General features: G+C 34.0%; 15 protein-coding genes and 1 pseudogene. 10 read left to right on the top strand and 6 right to left on the bottom strand.

Translation table 11 applies throughout. From position 1 onward, the window contains the following. Nucleotides 1–3: 3 nt before the first annotated feature. From ACWGOQ_RS00080 to ACWGOQ_RS00065, 4 genes are all read right to left on the bottom strand, one after another. A complete protein-coding gene (locus ACWGOQ_RS00080; protein ID WP_452056505.1) occupies nt 4–1,008 on the bottom strand; it encodes a vWA domain-containing protein in 1,005 nt (334 codons plus the stop codon). A gap of 2 nt (nt 1,009–1,010) precedes the next feature. Further along, nucleotides 1,011–2,666 (bottom strand): DUF4381 domain-containing protein, encoded by a 1,656-nt coding sequence (locus ACWGOQ_RS00075; protein ID WP_452056504.1) that lies wholly within the window; start codon nt 2,664–2,666, stop codon nt 1,011–1,013. Between the two features lie 13 nt (nt 2,667–2,679). Further along, complete coding sequence (locus ACWGOQ_RS00070; protein ID WP_452056503.1) at nt 2,680–3,546, bottom strand: DUF58 domain-containing protein; 867 nt, start codon at nt 3,544–3,546, stop codon at nt 2,680–2,682. Between the two features lie 108 nt (nt 3,547–3,654). Beyond that, on the bottom strand, nt 3,655–4,656 hold the full coding sequence (locus ACWGOQ_RS00065; RefSeq protein WP_452056502.1) for an AAA family ATPase: 1,002 nt from the start codon (nt 4,654–4,656) through the stop codon (nt 3,655–3,657). A 408-nt stretch (nt 4,657–5,064) separates the two neighbouring features. On the opposite strand from ACWGOQ_RS00065, the gene ACWGOQ_RS00060 reads away from it, so the two are divergent. The 5 genes from ACWGOQ_RS00060 to ACWGOQ_RS00040 all read left to right on the top strand — a co-directional run bounded on the left by ACWGOQ_RS00060 (nt 5,065) and on the right by ACWGOQ_RS00040 (nt 9,623). Then, nucleotides 5,065–5,817 carry an SDR family NAD(P)-dependent oxidoreductase gene (locus ACWGOQ_RS00060; RefSeq protein WP_452056501.1) on the top strand — a complete coding sequence of 251 codons (753 nt, stop codon included), beginning with the start codon at nt 5,065–5,067 and terminating at the stop codon, nt 5,815–5,817. Nucleotides 5,818–5,904: 87 nt separating this feature from the next. After that, complete coding sequence (locus ACWGOQ_RS00055) at nt 5,905–7,044, top strand: ATP-binding protein (protein WP_452056500.1); 1,140 nt, start codon at nt 5,905–5,907, stop codon at nt 7,042–7,044. A gap of 43 nt (nt 7,045–7,087) precedes the next feature. Beyond that, complete coding sequence (locus ACWGOQ_RS00050; protein WP_452056499.1) at nt 7,088–7,816, top strand: metallophosphoesterase family protein; 729 nt, start codon at nt 7,088–7,090, stop codon at nt 7,814–7,816. A 119-nt stretch (nt 7,817–7,935) separates the two neighbouring features. Then, nucleotides 7,936–8,913 (top strand): Kelch repeat-containing protein, encoded by a 978-nt coding sequence (locus tag ACWGOQ_RS00045; RefSeq protein ID WP_452056498.1) that lies wholly within the window; start codon nt 7,936–7,938, stop codon nt 8,911–8,913. Nucleotides 8,914–8,933: 20 nt separating this feature from the next. Continuing rightward, nucleotides 8,934–9,623 (top strand): TapB family protein, encoded by a 690-nt coding sequence (locus ACWGOQ_RS00040; protein WP_452056497.1) that lies wholly within the window; start codon nt 8,934–8,936, stop codon nt 9,621–9,623. 154 nt (nt 9,624–9,777) lie between these two features. Here ACWGOQ_RS00040 and ACWGOQ_RS00035 read toward each other — a convergent pair whose 3' ends face one another. Continuing rightward, nucleotides 9,778–10,491, bottom strand: a complete 714-nt coding sequence (locus ACWGOQ_RS00035) for a 3'-5' exonuclease (protein WP_452056496.1) — start codon at nt 10,489–10,491, stop codon at nt 9,778–9,780. Continuing rightward, entirely contained in the window at nt 10,481–11,635 is a 1,155-nt protein-coding gene (locus ACWGOQ_RS00030) for a serine hydrolase domain-containing protein (RefSeq protein ID WP_452056495.1), read from the bottom strand. The genes ACWGOQ_RS00035 and ACWGOQ_RS00030 overlap by 11 nt, the downstream gene beginning before the upstream one ends. A 235-nt stretch (nt 11,636–11,870) precedes the next feature. On the opposite strand from ACWGOQ_RS00030, the gene ACWGOQ_RS00025 reads away from it, so the two are divergent. The 5 genes and pseudogenes from ACWGOQ_RS00025 to ACWGOQ_RS00005 form a co-directional block, all read left to right on the top strand. Continuing rightward, nucleotides 11,871–12,698, top strand: coding sequence for a LytR/AlgR family response regulator transcription factor (locus ACWGOQ_RS00025; protein WP_452056494.1), 828 nt, complete (start codon nt 11,871–11,873; stop codon nt 12,696–12,698). 165 nt (nt 12,699–12,863) lie between these two features. Continuing rightward, nucleotides 12,864–13,824 (top strand): annotated as a pseudogene (locus tag ACWGOQ_RS00020) (IS30 family transposase). A gap of 124 nt (nt 13,825–13,948) precedes the next feature. Then, entirely contained in the window at nt 13,949–14,419 is a 471-nt protein-coding gene (locus tag ACWGOQ_RS00015; RefSeq protein ID WP_452056493.1) for a hypothetical protein, read from the top strand. A gap of 468 nt (nt 14,420–14,887) precedes the next feature. Continuing rightward, nucleotides 14,888–15,187: a hypothetical protein gene (locus tag ACWGOQ_RS00010; protein WP_452056492.1), complete on the top strand. Its 300-nt coding sequence runs from the start codon at nt 14,888–14,890 to the stop codon at nt 15,185–15,187. Beyond that, the coding region (locus ACWGOQ_RS00005) for a glycoside hydrolase family protein (RefSeq protein WP_458202209.1) at nt 15,184–16,741 on the top strand (1,558 nt) is incomplete at its 3' end. The genes ACWGOQ_RS00010 and ACWGOQ_RS00005, both read left to right, overlap by 4 nt.

Here is a 16,741-nt window from a genome sequence, read left to right as displayed (position 1 = left end):
TTATTAAACAAAACTTCTAAATATGGTGAATCTCAATACAAACTCTACCAATAATAATAATCCTGCTAACAACACCAATGGCCTAAATTTTTCTTCATAATTATAGAATTTAAATTCTTCTACATCCGTTTTTTCCAGTTTATCTATTTCTTCATAAATCTGTTCTAACTTTTTGTTGTTAGTCGCTCTAAAGTATTTTCCTTTGGTAACTTTGGCAATTTCTTTTAATAATTCTTCGTCAATCTCTACTCTAACATTCCCGTACTGAAACGTTCCGTTGGGTCTTATGGCAACTGGAGATAATGCCATTCCATTTGTGCCAATACCTATGGTGTAAGTTTTAATACCATATTCCACAGCTAATTCTGACGCAATTTTTGGGTCTATAAAACCTGCATTATTAGAACCATCAGTAAGTAAAATAATTACTTTGCTTTTAGCCTTACTATCTTTTAATCTATTAACAGAAGTAGCAAGTCCCATCCCGATGGCAGTTCCATTTTCTAATAAATTATCATACACCGTTTCTTTTAAAGCGCTAAGCACAATAGCTTTATCACTAGTTATTGGTGTTTTGGTAAAACTCTCTCCTGCATACATTACTAATCCGATTCTATCATTTGGCCGTCCTTGAATAAACTCTGCCGCTACTTCTTTTAAGGCTTCTAGTCGATTTGGTCGTAAATCTCTGGCTAACATACTGGCAGATACATCAATTGCCATGACGATATCAATTCCACGGGTCGTTTTGGTTTTGGTAGATACATCAACTGTTCTTGGTCGTGCCATTGCAGTAATGATTAATGCTAGTGCGACTAACCTTACTAAAAACAAAATTGGTCTTAGTTTGGCTAACCAGCTACCAGACACCTTAAACCCTTTAATACTAGATATCCGCAGTGCTGCCTGCTGTTTATTTCGTTTCCATATATACCAAGCTATTGCTAATGGTAAGATTAAAAACAACCAAAAAAACTGAGGATTCTCAAATGTGAAATTTTCAAACATAGTTATTTGGCATTTTTAAGTTCAACAGAGTTAATAATGCGCTGTGCAACGTCCTTTGCGTATCGATCTTCCTGATTGTAAACGACCATAATTTGCTGAAACCCGCCATTTTCTGCAAAATTAAGCATCAAATAGTCACTTTTCTGTTCTTTTTTACTCACTGGATTTGTTACCTCCAAGCTTCCGAATACTTTGACTCCTTTTGCGCCACCCAATGTTTCATACTCTTCATCCTTTACGGTTATATTTTTAGCTCCTTCCGATTCAAAATTACCTACAACGCCTTCAACTATTTTACTAAGATCTACTTCGGTCTTTTGATTATATTGTATGGTGGAGACTGTTATATAGAAATTTCCCATCAAACTTCCATAAACAAAAGTTTCATTTCCTTTAAGCGTTTGTTTTTGTTCTTCTGTTAACTGAAAGTTGTTTCTGATCAGAACCTTGGGGGTAGAAACGGTTACTGGCGGAGAACCATACATACTTCGAATCCATTCTGTCTCTGCCAATTCTTTGGTTGGATGTCCCAAAAGTGAATCTTTGACAACATCATACCCTTTTACTACAATAAATACTGTTAATGTTATGACTATTAGTGTAATCCCTGCAAGACTTCCGAAAATTATTTTTCTTCGAAATTTCTTCTCTGCTGCCGTTTTTCTGTATTCCTCGTCTGCCAGTAATTCTTCTTCTGTTGGTTCGGGAATGGCATTTTTGGTCTCATTAATGACCCGTTCAATAACATTTCTATCCGCTTTGGCGGTACCAATATCAGGTTTCGATTTAGCAAACTTAGCCATATCTGCAGTTTTGAGTACAGATTTAAGCTCCTTGATTGTATGCTTATCCAGATTTAGTGCTCCGGTTTTTATTTCTTCATCCAGACGTTCAATAAGCTCGTCGGTTGTACTTTCCATAGCGTGGTCATATACTTCCTCATCAATATATTTACGAGCGGTATCACTCAGTTGCGAATAATATTCTTTATGTGAATCCTGTTCTAATAAATGCGAGGCATCGATTCTCTGTAATGCCAAGATTGCTCTTTCGTAAGGTGGTAATTTATCTTCTTTAGCCGCCTTTCTCTTTTTTCTTCTTAATAACAAAAAAATAATCAAACCTACAACAAGCAGCGAAATTAAGATCCACCATATATATTTTTCCCAGTTAACAAATGATGCGTCTACAGCCACTAAAGGTTTTATTTCAAACATCTTCTGCTTCGTAGTGTCTACAAGCACATCACGAACCGCTACTTCTAAAGAATCCGTAAAAAACACCTGATCACCAATCACTACTTTTTGTCTTGGAATAGTGTAATATCCAGAATCAAATTGTGTTAGTGCATACTCTTTAATTAGGTTGAATCGACTCCCATTTTTAGTAGTATCTGTCTTATATGATTCTATAACCTCAAGTGGCGCAAAAGTTTGTCCTTCTGGAAAAACAACAATTTTTGTAGAATCTGCTTCTACCAGCATTTTATATCTGATCTCTTCACCGATCTGAATCGTTGTTGAATCTATATTTGCAGTAACCTGAGCAACCCCAGAATAGGAAAGAAAAAGGGTTACTATAAAAACCAATCTTTTTATCCTTTTCCAAAAAGAAATATCACTTTTTATATTTATATCTAGTAATTTGTAGTTCTTCATTCTTAATTATCGCCTATCCTCTTCGTTTAAAATAACCTAACAATTTTTTTACATAACTCTCATCCACACGACTGCTTAATGATCCTGCACCACTTCTGGTAAAACTATCTCTAAAATATGCAACTCTTTCCTGATAGTATTTGGCATAATTCATTCTCGTTTTTTTGGAGCTTGTATTTACCAATAACAATTCTCCTGTCTCTTCATCTTCCATCTGAACCATTCCTAAATTTGGAATTTCCTCTTCCCGCTGATCGTACACTCTAATTCCGGTAACGTCGTGTTTTCCGCCAACAATTTTAAGTGTCTGCTGATACCCATCCGTTATAAAATCAGAGAGCATAAATACTATTGCCTTTTTCTTCATGACATTGGATAAAAATTTCAATGCCTCAGTAATATTCGTTTTTTTACTCTTAGGCTCGTGCTCTAAAAGTTCTCTAATGATTCTTAGGACGTGAGATCTTCCTTTTTTTGGCGGAATAAATAACTCGATTTTATCTGTAAATAAAATCAATCCAATTTTATCGTTATTCTGCGTAGCAGAAAATGCCAATGTCGCAGCAATTTCAGTGATAATTTCTTTCTTGAATTGTTGCTTGGTTCCGAACAATTGCGATCCAGAAACATCGACCATCAACATCATCGTTAATTCCCTTTCCTCTTCAAAAACTTTGATGTAAGGTTCATTATAACGGGCGGTTACATTCCAGTCTATGTTTCGAACATCATCGCCAAATTGATATTGGCGCACCTCACTAAAAGTCATACCCCGTCCTTTGAAAGTAGAATGATATTCTCCTCCAAAGATATGATCGCTCAAGCGCCTTGTCTTGATCTCAATTTTCCGAACTTTTTTTAGTAACTCTTTAGTATCCATGTACTCGCCTTTTGGCTCGTTAGTATTCAGTAATTAGTGCGAAGTATGAAGTACAAAGATTTAGTGCTTGGTGCTTATTTCCCAGGACTTTGTACTAATGCATAGCATCTATGGCACTTCAATCTCGTTTACAATCTTATTAATAATTTCTTCTGAAGTTACATTTTCTGCCTCTGCTTCATAGGTAATACCAATACGATGACGCAATACATCGTGTACCACTGCGCGAACATCTTCTGGAATCACATACCCTCTTCTTTTTATAAACGCAAAACATTTAGCTGCGGTAGCAAGATTAATACTTCCTCTTGGAGAAGCTCCAAAACTAATTAACGGTTTTAAATCTTCGAGACCGTATTTTTCTGGAAAACGAGTTGCGAATATAATATCAAGAATGTATTTTTCGATCTTTTCGTCCATATATACTTCTCTTACCGCTTTTTGGGCAGTCAGTATTTGATCAACGGAAACAACAGGATTTACTTTTTCAAAGGAGCCTTTCAGGTTTGCTCGAACAATTAATTGCTCTTCTTCTAATTTAGGATAATCGATTACAGTTTTTAACATAAAACGATCGACCTGCGCTTCTGGCAATGGATACGTTCCTTCTTGCTCTACAGGATTTTGAGTTGCCATAACTAGAAATGGTTTATCCAAAATAAAGGTTTCGTCTCCGATAGTAACTTGTTTTTCCTGCATGGCTTCTAACAAAGCACTCTGTACCTTTGCCGGTGCACGGTTGATCTCATCTGCCAGCACAAAATTGGCAAAAATAGGTCCCTTTTTAATCGAAAAATCGTTCTCTTTCATATTAAAAATTAGTGTCCCTACAACATCTGCAGGTAACAAATCAGGTGTAAACTGAATACGACTAAAACTTCCGTGTACAGCTTTGGCTAATGTATTTATTGCTAATGTTTTTGCCAATCCAGGAACCCCTTCTAACAAAATATGTCCTTGGCCGAGTAATCCAATTAGCAATCGTTCTACCATATGTTTTTGGCCTACGATTACTTTGTTCATCTCTAAAGTAAGTAAATCTACAAATGCAGATTCTTTCTGTATTTTTTCATTGATTGAAGCAATATCAATAGAACTATTTTCTTCCATCTATTCTTTTTTTTAAAGTCGTGAATTTAACATTCATGTTCCAGCAATGCAAATTGTTAAAATATTTTTCTTTTTGTTGTTAATTATAGGTTAAATGTGTCTTCTAAAAATACGCATACGCCCAAATTTTACAGTATATTTAGATCTTTTTACTGATAAAAACGGACGTGACTATTTTCATCGGCTTTTGCGATGATACTTATAAAAGACGAAAGCTTTTTTGGAGTGTTGCGAAAAACTCAATCTAAATGGTCAAATTATCATTATTTTCTTATGTTATCGCTGGTGTGTTCCATTTATCAGCTTATGTAGCATTCAAGAGGTAGCATATGTATCCATGTTTGTATAGGGAACGATAGGTCTGGCATTTATAATAAGAATCTTTAAAAGAAAAAACTACTTGACGTTATGAAAACAGCATTAATTACCGGAGCTACCAGTGGTATCGGAAAATCTACAGCAATTCAATTTTCTAAACAGCGTATAAACTTGATACTTTGTGGTAGAAGACAAGAGCGTTTAAATCAACTACAACAGGAATTAGGTAAAAAAGTAATGGTGCATACTCTTTGCTTTGATGTACGCGACAAAGAAAGTGTTTTAAAAAATATTGAAACACTTCCAGAAGAATTTAGTACCATTGATATATTGGTCAATAACGCAGGAAATGCTCACGGTCTTGATCCTATTCAAACTGGAAATTTAGATGACTGGGATGCGATGTTGGATATAAATGTAAAAGGATTATTATATGTTTCTAAAGCAATAATCCCAAAAATGATTTCTCAAAAATCCGGTCATATTATTAACATAGGTTCTATCGCAGGTAAGGAGGTGTATCCAAACGGAAATGTTTATTGTGCCAGCAAACATGCGGTAGATGCTATCAACAAGGGAATGCAAATAGATCTTAATCAGTATGGTATTCGGGTTGGAGCAATACATCCAGGATTGGTAGAGACAGAGTTCAGTAATGTTCGGTTTAAAGGTGATGATCAAAGGGCAGACACTGTTTATCAAGGATTTGAGCCATTACGACCAAAAGATATCGCGGATATCATCTCATTTGTAGTTACAAGACCTTATCACGTTAATATCGCAGATCTTGTAGTTTTTCCAACTGCTCAAGCCAATAGTACAATCGTGAATAAAAGTTCATAATTTCTTTATTATCATCACATTGCCGACCCAATAAAAATAACTAAGTTTAACTTGGGAAAAAAATGTTGACTGCTATTCGAGAAAGGAATGATTAATAAACGCCTACTTATCAAAAATCTGCTTGCCCATAATGACGAAAATAGTTTTTATGACAAGAAACGAAAGCTCAATATTGGCGAAAAAGAAGGGAAAGCTAAATTTCTAAAACACATTTGTGCATTATCTAATTCGAATCCAAAAAATAATTCTTATATAGTTATCGGGGTTGAAGATGAAGACAACGAAATTATAGGTGTTGATTTTTTTGATGATAGTAAGATTCAGAACCTAGTGAATGCCTATCTTTCTAATCCTCCTATTGTAGCGTATGAAAATATCCCTTTCCCCCATTTACCAAGCGACAAAGTAGTTGGTTTGGTTTCTATACGGTCTCAAGAGGGAAAACTATGTTCTCTTCGTAAAAACATCTGGAAATATTATGGGGGTTCTGTGTTTTTTAGAGATGGCAGCATTAGTATGCCCAAAGTATTTGATATTAAGATTAAAGATGTAAATTCTGAAATTGTAGAATCGATAGAAAGTCATGCTCAAAACAATATTGAGCTGACTTTAGACGGTGTTTTTGACTTCATGAACTCCAGGAAAGATTACAACCCCACGTATAAAGTTTTTAAAGAGTATTTTGTAGTATGTTGGTCTGCAAAAGAAAAAAGTGTAAATGACGAGATCTATTATTCCAGAGTGGATATTGCATTGATCAATGAACAGGTAAAGCTATTTTATTCTCAATTCGACGAAGTTAGCATTTCAATTACTGATGAAGAATTCAAAATTGTAGAATATGTTCGACTTGGTTTACAGGATACGTATAATTACTATCCATTGGAGGAAGTTACTATTAAGTTTAAAAATAATGTAAGTTATGACATAGAAAATAAACTCCTCTTTAAACCACCTCAATTTGATCGGAAAACATTATATCATTTATACAATAACAATAATGCATTGATCGAAAAATTAAAGAAGAAAATGCCACTCTCTACAAATGAACAGAAGGATTTATTTAACCTACCTGTAACGTACCTTTTATGTTATTTTAATGATTTTAGCGAGGCAAAAGACAAATTAGAAGAAGCAAAGCCTTATCTAAAAAATTATGCAAATGATAAAGTATATTCTTTATATAAAGAAAGTGTTCGAATACTTAGAAAAATAAGATATAGCTAACACTCAACTTAAAAATTTTTATTGACCAACTATAAAATGTAGTATGAATCGAACTCTTGTTATTGGAGATATACACGGAGCCCTCAAGGGATTGAAACAATTAATTGAAAAGGCAAAAATTACGACAAAAGACACACTAATTTTTTTAGGTGATTATGTGGATGGATGGAGCGATAGTGCTTCGTTAGTTTCTTTTCTTATAAAATTACAAAAAAACCATAATTGTGTTTTCATTCGAGGTAATCACGATGAACTTTGCTATACCTGGTTAACGAAACAAAAATATAATCCAGAATGGATAAAACATGGAGGTCAGGCAACTATTGATTCTTATAAAAAATTATCCAGAAGAGATACTGAAGCTCATTTTCTATTTTATGAGAATCTTATCAATTACTATATCGATGATTATAATCGCCTGTTTTTGCACGCAGGTTTTACAAATCTCCACGGGCCACAACGCGAGTATTTTAGTGAATTATTTTATTGGGATAGAACCCTATGGGAAACCGCCTTATCCATAGATCCAAGCCTAAAAAAAACAGCGCTTACCTATCCTAAAAGACTTTTGTTATTTGATGAAATATACATTGGTCATACACCAGTAACCAGAATTCATAAAACAACACCTGTCAATGCAACCTGCGTTTGGAACATAGATACAGGAGCTGCTTTTAAGGGACCGCTAACCGCTATGGATATTGATACCAAAGAGTTTTGGCAAAGTGATCCGGTTTATATGTTATATCCAGATGAGAATGGAAGAAATTAACAGGTAAGAACTAATACCAGCATAACTGTAAAATCACTCTTAAGAGTGATTTTTTTATGCGTTATGTTTACTTATCTCTAACGCATCATACTAATTGATAAATCATAAAACTTAACAAAATGAAAACCTCAAAAATTTTACTGCTTTTTCTTAGTATTATCAGCATTGCCTGTAATACGGATGATGAAATCTTACAGGATGATTTTTCTGACATTTCTCTAACATTTGAATTAAAAACTTCTGAAGATCAGATGGGTAAATTTGCAGAAAACACCATGGTTATATTTGATGGAAAAGTGTGGTCTATTGGTGGCGACAATTCTTATACCACAGATCATACATACGGAAACGACGTTTGGTCCAGTAACAATGGAACAAACTGGCAGTCTGTAACCAATAATGTTTTCGAAGCAAGATACAAACATACATTGACTACTTTTAATAACGAAATGTGGTTAATTGGTGGTGAAAACAACACAGATGATCTTTTATCTGATATATGGCGATCGGAAGATGGCATGAATTGGGTAAATGTAACTATGACTGCACCTTTTGGTGGTATGTCTGCTCACACTACCACAGTATATAATAACAAAATGTATGTTATAGGTCCTTCATCCTCAAGGATCAATATGGTTGTATGGTCTACAGTGGATGGCATCAATTGGATAGAGGAAAATTCAAACGCTTTTCCCGTAAGAGGTAATCACGAAACTGTTACTTTTGATGGAGTCTTATATGTGATTGGAGGCAGGAATGAAACCAATCGATTTAATGAAATTTGGTCGAGTACTGATGGTATTAGCTGGTCCTTAGTAGTTACATCAACTCCTATTTTTTCGGCTAGGGATTTATATACCGCGACTGTTTTTAATAACAAAGTATGGATTATCAATGGTAAGTCTGACACATCCAGAGTTATCAAAGACATTTGGTATTCATCCGATATGATCAGTTGGTCTAGATATGAAGGAGGTATTCCTTTTCAAAGTTCACATTCTCATACAAACTTAGTATATCGGGATCAAATTTGGTTTTTTGGAGGTTATGTAACATCCGGTACCTCAGGTGCAATTTGGACTATCGATGAAGATTAATTAAAATAAATACCTAAAATATGAAAAGACTATATATAATTATCACAATTTTGATTGTAAGCAGCGTAACTGCTCAAAACAATTGTAGCCAATTTTATCCTTCTAAAGTAGGAACTAAAATCACTATGAGCCATTATAACCAAAAGAATAAACTTATCTCAGAAACAAATTATGAAGTTCTGAGTATAAATTCTTCTGGATCAGAATCCAGCATTACTATGAATATGTCTGTTAGCGATTCGAAAAAGAAAAAAACAATAACAGAAGCAACTTTTACAGTTACTTGTGATGGGGGTACTACTTCTTTAGATCCGGAGTCTATAATTTCTCCTCAATTATTCGATCAATACAAGAATATGGAATATAGTATCGAAGGAAAAGGCATTGATATTCCGAATGCGCTATCTGTTGGACAACAATTACAAGATGGGCAAGTGACTATGTCTGTGGATGCCGGAGTAATGAGTATAGATATGACCATAGATCTCAAAAACCGAAAGGTAACATCTAAAGAAACGATTACTACTTCTGCAGGATCATTTAATTGTTACGTGATCACCTACACAAATACAACCAGCATGAGCATGGGGATGAAACAAACTTTTTATGTAAAACAATGGATTGCTAAAGGTGTAGGTCTGGTGCAGCAAGAAACTACAAAAACAAACGGAAAATTAATGAGTAAATCGATCTTAACTCAACTTCAATAAGTAGATAAAAGATTGATTGAGGCTTTCTAAAAAGTTATTTTTGGTCATTTTGAGCGGGGTTGGGAACTATTAAATATGAATTCAGTACATTCTCGACTTTGCTCAATATGACTAGAATTAAAGTTTTATTCCTTTTCAGGTCTTTTAATTGCTATCACACAGACACAACTTCATCATCATCCAAAAGTTCTTCTTGGCGCAATCTTAATAGAATCTGTGCAACAGCTACCGTATCTTTTTCACAGTAGATGACAATACGATCGATATCATTTTCTTCATAATATACTTGTCTTACCTGACTGCCATCTATATCATCTTTTGGAGAAGGAATTCCTAAAATATTAGTAAGCAATTTTAAAGAAGTATAATGCTTATAGTCACCAAATTTCCATAAATCTAAGGTGTCTAAATGTGGAACTTCCCAAGGTTTTTTACCAAACAGGTTTAGCTTAAACGGTAAGCTTATATTATGAATAATCATTCTCCTAGCGATATAAGGAAAATCAAATTCTTTACCGTTATGGGCACATAACAAATGATGTGGACCGTTAAAATGGGTTTCTAATAAATTCTTAAAATCTTGGAGCAATTGCTTTTCCTCTCCATAGAAAGAAGTGGTTCTGAAAGACCTTGTTTCTCCTTTGAAAGTAAAAAACCCAACCGATATGCATACGATTTTACCGAATTCTGCCCAGATACCAGCTCGGTCATAAAAATCTTCTGGGGCGAATTCTTCTTTACGTTGGTACTTTGTTTTATCCGCCCACAAATATTTCATTTCGTCTGTGAGCTTATCAAAATTCTCCTCTTCTGGTACTGTTTCGATATCCAGAAATAGAATATGTTCTAAATTAATTTTATGAAGCATTCTCTAACATTTTATAAGCTTCTTCAATATATATGAAGAAATCTTTACTAAACGAACCTTGAGGTTGTCCTCTATGATGACCTAAACGAACAATAATTACATCATCCTCTGGAATCGTTATTACATATTGTCCTAAAATACCTCTCATTACAAAAATCTCTTTATCTAAATGATCCGATAACCAAAAACCATATCCATACATATCATCATTTTCAAACCGTTTTTTGGTAGCTAATTTTGTAAATTCTTTAGGTAATATTTGCTTTCCGAAAAAATTTCCTTCGTTTTTGAATAATACGCCAAAACGAGCAAAATCTCTTGCATTACTGGCGATACAACAATATGCCTTCTCCATACCATTATCCTCACTATCTACTTGCCATAATGCGTCTTGCTCCATACCCATTGGTTTCCAAAAACTTTCGCTTAAATAAGTTGATAGTGTTTTTCCTGTTGCTTTCTCTATGACCATCCCTAATAACTGAGTGTTACCGCTTAAGTATGTAAATTCCTTTCCAGGTTCCTCTACAAAGTCTAATCCTGTCATTACTTCTCTAAGATCTGGATCATAATACGCTCTTGCTGTTATTGAAAAAGGGCTTGTGTAATGTTCTGTCCAATTCAATCCGGACGCCATCGATGATAAGTCTCCAACCGTTACTTTGGCAGCCAATCCATCAGAGAATGTGGGTAAAAAGTCTCCAATCGGTTGATCCATATCTTTGATATATCCATCCATAATAGCTTTTCCTAACAAGGCTGTCGTAATACTTTTGGCCATAGAAAAAGAATTAGTTTTAGACTCGGTTCCGTAGTCTTCTGCATACTTTTCGTACCAGATTTGGTCGTTTTTAATAATCATAAATGCCACGGTTCCCATAGCTTCATTGGTTGTATTCAATCTTTCTGTAGGAGTTGCAGTATTATAATCGGCGTCAAATTGCCAAGGAACCGTTGTAGTTCCTTTTTCTACGGTATGGTTGTCAAAGTAGGTGTAATCATCTATATAAGCTGTGGTATGCCCGGTCATATAGACTACCCGCACTCCTTTTAGAATATAATCATAATCAAAAATGTACAGTAATACAACACAAGACACCAAAAGGATAAGGATGCCTTTTAAAAAACGTTTAAGGAATTTCATACCAAACTTGTCTATATTTTAATGAAGGGTATCGGGATACTAAATTACTAAAAAAGCTAGTATTAACACAGTCGCTACTATAATTTTAAAGAATCAGACCACTTACAGTTAAAGTAAATGCATGTTTTACAATCACTATATCATCTTATACAGCAAAACAGCACTTTGTACAGCACTCTATTACTTAAATGCTTCATATAGCTAGCTTTACGTAACACTATCTTAAAACTTGACTATGAAATTTTCAAAAGTAACTGCATCTTGTGATGTTAACCAAAGATCATGTCATATCGGTATTTTAAATCCCGAAGACATCAACATTTTTCAGTCCTATTCTGCTCTGGACACTTTATATGAAATAGCACCCCTATGGAATAGAAGAATATGGAATTCTTATTTCCATAAAGTACATCAAAGCGTTATCCTCTTTAAATCAGATCAGGTAAAAATGGTTAATGACATTTATAATTTTTTACTAAAAGAAGGTAATGCTGCTAAAGCCCTTTTTATTTGTATTAAAAGCGGTAAAAAGACGGCATTTATTAACCATATGGAAAGGAGTTTACAAACCCAAATTCACTGTGTTGAAAACCACTATGAGCTGACTACCAAAATTGATGAACTCTTTGTAGATTATTTTTTAAAGCCCGTAGATATTTCAAATTTAAAAGAGGCTGTTTCTAAGACATTAAATAGATTAGGTAGATTAGTAACCAAACCTATAAACCATAGCCAAAAGGTAGTATTTCCGGTCTTAAACGGCTTTCGATTAGAATATATTTCCAATATATCATACCTTTTAGCAGATGGTAGTTATACTATTGTCATTTTTAACCAAGGTTCTAAACTAGTCGTTTCAAAAAACCTTAAACACTATGAACTTAGATTAGAACAACATGGATTTATTAGAATTCACCCTTCTGTTCTTATTAATTATGAAAAAATTAAAGAAGTTAACCGGTCAGATGGTGGTTATGTTATTATGGAAGACGGTAAAACATTACCTATTTCAAAAAACAAACGTAAGGAGTTTGAAGGTTTCATAAAGCAATACAATCTGTAAAAAAAATTATTTAGTACAAAAATTTATCAAATTCTAAGTTCAATTTGCAAGTGCAACGCGTTTATTTAAAATACTCCAGGCTAGCCGGTAGTATTTTAGGTTCAATATTTATATTCATCTTGCGCAAAACATTATGAACAATTGAGTTTCTCTCAAAGGTATTAAATTTAGAGTCTTTTACAAGTGGGATTTACCCAAATGTAAATAGCGGATCAATTAGGTGTAAATAGGAAAACCATTAGCCGAGAACTTAAACCTAATATACCAACAAGAGATCAAACCTCTTATATCTATATAGCTGAACACGCTCAGCGTAAAACATCACTTAGACACGCAACCAAAACTAAATCCACTGTCTTAACTAAAGGTTTAAGGAGGCATATAGTCAGTTTGATGAAATATCAGAAATGGAGTCCCGAATTCATTGCCAAGTGTCTTTCCAAATAAGGCGAAATATGCAATTGCCATGAAACCAGATACAAGTGGATATGGGAAGCAAAGCATAGTCTTCATAAAAAGCACAAAGAATATAAAACCCTCCACAAACATCTACACCATATAAGTTAGAAGACAGAAGTGAAGTAATTTAAAAGATAACAAAGACGCTATCTTAAAAAGAGTCCTATAAAGTAACGACCAGAAATAGTTGCTGAGCGCAAACGTATAGGTGATATAAAGGTACATTTAATGAGGGGTGTCGATCATAAATCAGCAAGCACTATTAGTAATGACTGGTAGAGCAACACGATCACTATGATAGAAATACTAAATGGCAAAGACGCAGAAAACGTATATAAAAAACGCTTCTCAAACTTTAGGAACTCGTAGGTAAAAACTATCACTTTTAATAGCAAAAAGGCATTCGCTTACTACCATAAACTAGCCAATAATATAAGTATTAAGACATATTTCACTAGACCTTATACATCGCGTGAAAAAGGTATAGCCAAAAATAGAACAGGTGTAATAAGAAGATTCTTTCCTAAGAAAACTGATATAAATCAAATAACAATAGAGAGAGTTAAAGAAGTAGAATTATTACTAAAATTACAGACCTGTTAGAAAATTTAACTACAACAACCCTACTGAAGTTCTAATAGATAAGTGTGTTGCACTTATGGGTTAAATACAGCCATCAATTCATTCGCTTTACCTATCAATTGAAACCCCTTCACATACGAATTAGCTATGGTTTAGAAGTTACATTAGTTATTAATTTACCCAATATTAACAAACTAAATTTTATAAAAATGAAAAATTTGAAATTATTATTTATTGCAGTGGCAACGTTTACTGTAATGACAAGTTGTGAAAAAGAAGACTTTAGCAATCTTGAAAATGAAGAACTTTTAACCTCTGAAGAGCTTCTTATTGAAGAATCTGAAGAAGATGACAATGATGTATTGGCAAAAGCATCGCGAAAAGTTACACTTACTTTTAAAAGATGTCTTTCTGCATGTCCTCAAAAACAAGTAGTTAAAAGCGGTGGTGGAGTTCAAGGCACATTAAAATCTAGTGTAGACAATAAAACAAGCTATATTAAGATTAAAAACCCTATTTCAGGGAAGAAAGTAAAACTTGTGATTTTTGAAAATAGAAATTTTACAGGAAAAAGACAAACTTTCTTTAAAAGAAATAGCACACGAGCTACAACCTTTTCAGTAAATGCAAGTTTATATGATAAAATTAGTTCTTATAAAATGTTTATTATTAATGATTAAGGATCTTTAGTTTTAATTGTTTAAAAAATTATTGCTTAAAAGCTAAAATCAACTAGAAAAACTGTAATTAATTAAACCAAACCGCTATTGACTTGAAATCCTTAGCGGTTTAATTTGTCACTAAATCATTTTTCTTTTTAATAGTCGTGATCATTTCCTCATCTTTTAGACAGACTCTGTGTTAAATTAATCTCGATTTTTTGTTGAACAATTATTTTAAGCAAGTATTTTTATTTCTCGTTGATCGCTTTTTCAAAGCTTCTAAGGCAACTCTTGTCTTAAGTTTTGAAATAAACTTTCTTCTTGTCATATCAGTAAATTTAATTTTGCTTTTTTGAACTTAAATTACTGTCTGGAAAATCTAGTGGAATGATCATAATAACTATTGGGCAGAGGCTTTATGAATTATATCGTCTGTCATTATTCTATCCTCCACAGTATCATTAAAACCTAAGTAAATATAACATTATGAAAAAACTAAGCGCAGTTTTAGTACAAAGCTTACTTTGTCTTACACAAGTCTGGGCAAAGCTCGAGGTATTTTCCAATGCACCAAATGGTTGGGAAAAATCTAAGATATATTCTGTAAAAGTCAAAGAAGGTAACGGAACGTTTAAAAATTCTTATACGCACGGATACGCAAAAACATCAGGAAACTTAAATAGAGACTGGTGTGAAATAAGAAATGATAAATACTGGACAAATTTGAACTTTGACTCCAGTGATTCAAAAGCAATTTTAGAAGTAACCTTAAAAACAAAGTTATGAGCAGAGACATATCTATCCCAAATAAAAATCAAGGAATCCTTGAAAGCTTTAATTTTTATATACAGAAACAAGTATTAAGTAAAATCCTTTTGTTTGCCTTAGTGCTAGCCACAGGGGTTATTTATGCTCAGAACCCAACGGTTCAAAATGGAGTAGCCACCTATCATAGCAATAAAAATATTGGTAAAAAATTCAAGGTTCCAGATAGTTGGGACAAAATCCTAATTAAAGAAAACGTTACCATTACAGGTAGTTTTTACATGCCGACTCGTAAGCACCCTATTGAAATTGCTGGTAAAAGTAGAAAAACATCCATCATCCAAGGTGATGGTTCTAGGCCAACAGATGACGGTATAAAAGGACGTTCTTATTCCGCCATACGATGTGATAAATCGCCAGATGTGTATATACACGACCTAAAGATTACAAAACCAATGAAATTCCATATTAGTGCTGGTTTTGGTAATGTAACGGTCGAGCGTTGCGACATTATAGCTGGATCTCTCACGCACACCACGGATGGTATCCACGGTGGTCGTGGGAAAACAGTAGTGAAAGATTGCTATATAAATTGTTATGATGATGCATTATACACAATAGAGTGTAAGCTAATAGAAAATACAACAATTGTACATAATAAAAACGGCGGTCCGTTTATGACTAGCTGGGGAGCAGAGGTGCCTAATAATCACACCTGTGTTATTCGTAACTGTACGGTTATCGCTAACTCTGATGATGGGTATAATCACGGTGTATTTTCCTGGTCACAAAAACATGATGATTTTCCCCAAACAATTCATGTAAAAATTGAAGGTTCATTTGATTATATCATCAATCCAGGGAAACAAGCTGCTACTATGTATACTATAGGTCGTCCTAGAGATAAAACAGGGTTGAAAAATGCTACCATGAAAATAGATGGTAGATGCCTAAGAACCAATAGTATTGATATACGAGAAAATCCAGGAAGTAATAAAGTACAGTTTGTAAACTGTGACGATGGCGACAATAACGGTGGAGACTGCACAATCAATGTGAAATCAAGCTCAACACCCGCTACATGTGATAATGGTGGTACAGTAACCTTAAACATATCAGATTTTGGTAGTCGTACATACATCAAGTATAAAATTGGAAATGGTGATTACTCAGCTAATCAAGGTACAAGCGAAAACTACACGATCAACAATGTGTCTCCTGGTACATATACCATTTATGCAGCATGGGGTAATGGTGATTGTCCTGATACTGAAGTAGGGTCTGTTACCGTAGGAGAAGATTGCAATAATAATGGAGGAGACTGTACAATCAATGTTAATTCATCTACAACACCTGCTACTTGCGATACTGGTGGTACAGTAACCTTAAACGTATCAGATTTTGGTAGTCGTACAAAGATCAAGTATAAAATTGGAAATGGTGATTACTCAGCTAATCAAGGTACAAGCGAAAACTACACGATCAACAATGTATCTCTTGGTACATATACCATTTATGCAGCATGGGGTAATGGTGATTGTCCTGATACTGAAGTAGGGTCTGTTACCGTAGGAG

The organism is Aquimarina ulvae (assembly GCF_053613295.3).
Note: the sequence above shows the minus strand (reverse complement) of the source record. Positions and strands in the feature narration are given on the sequence as shown.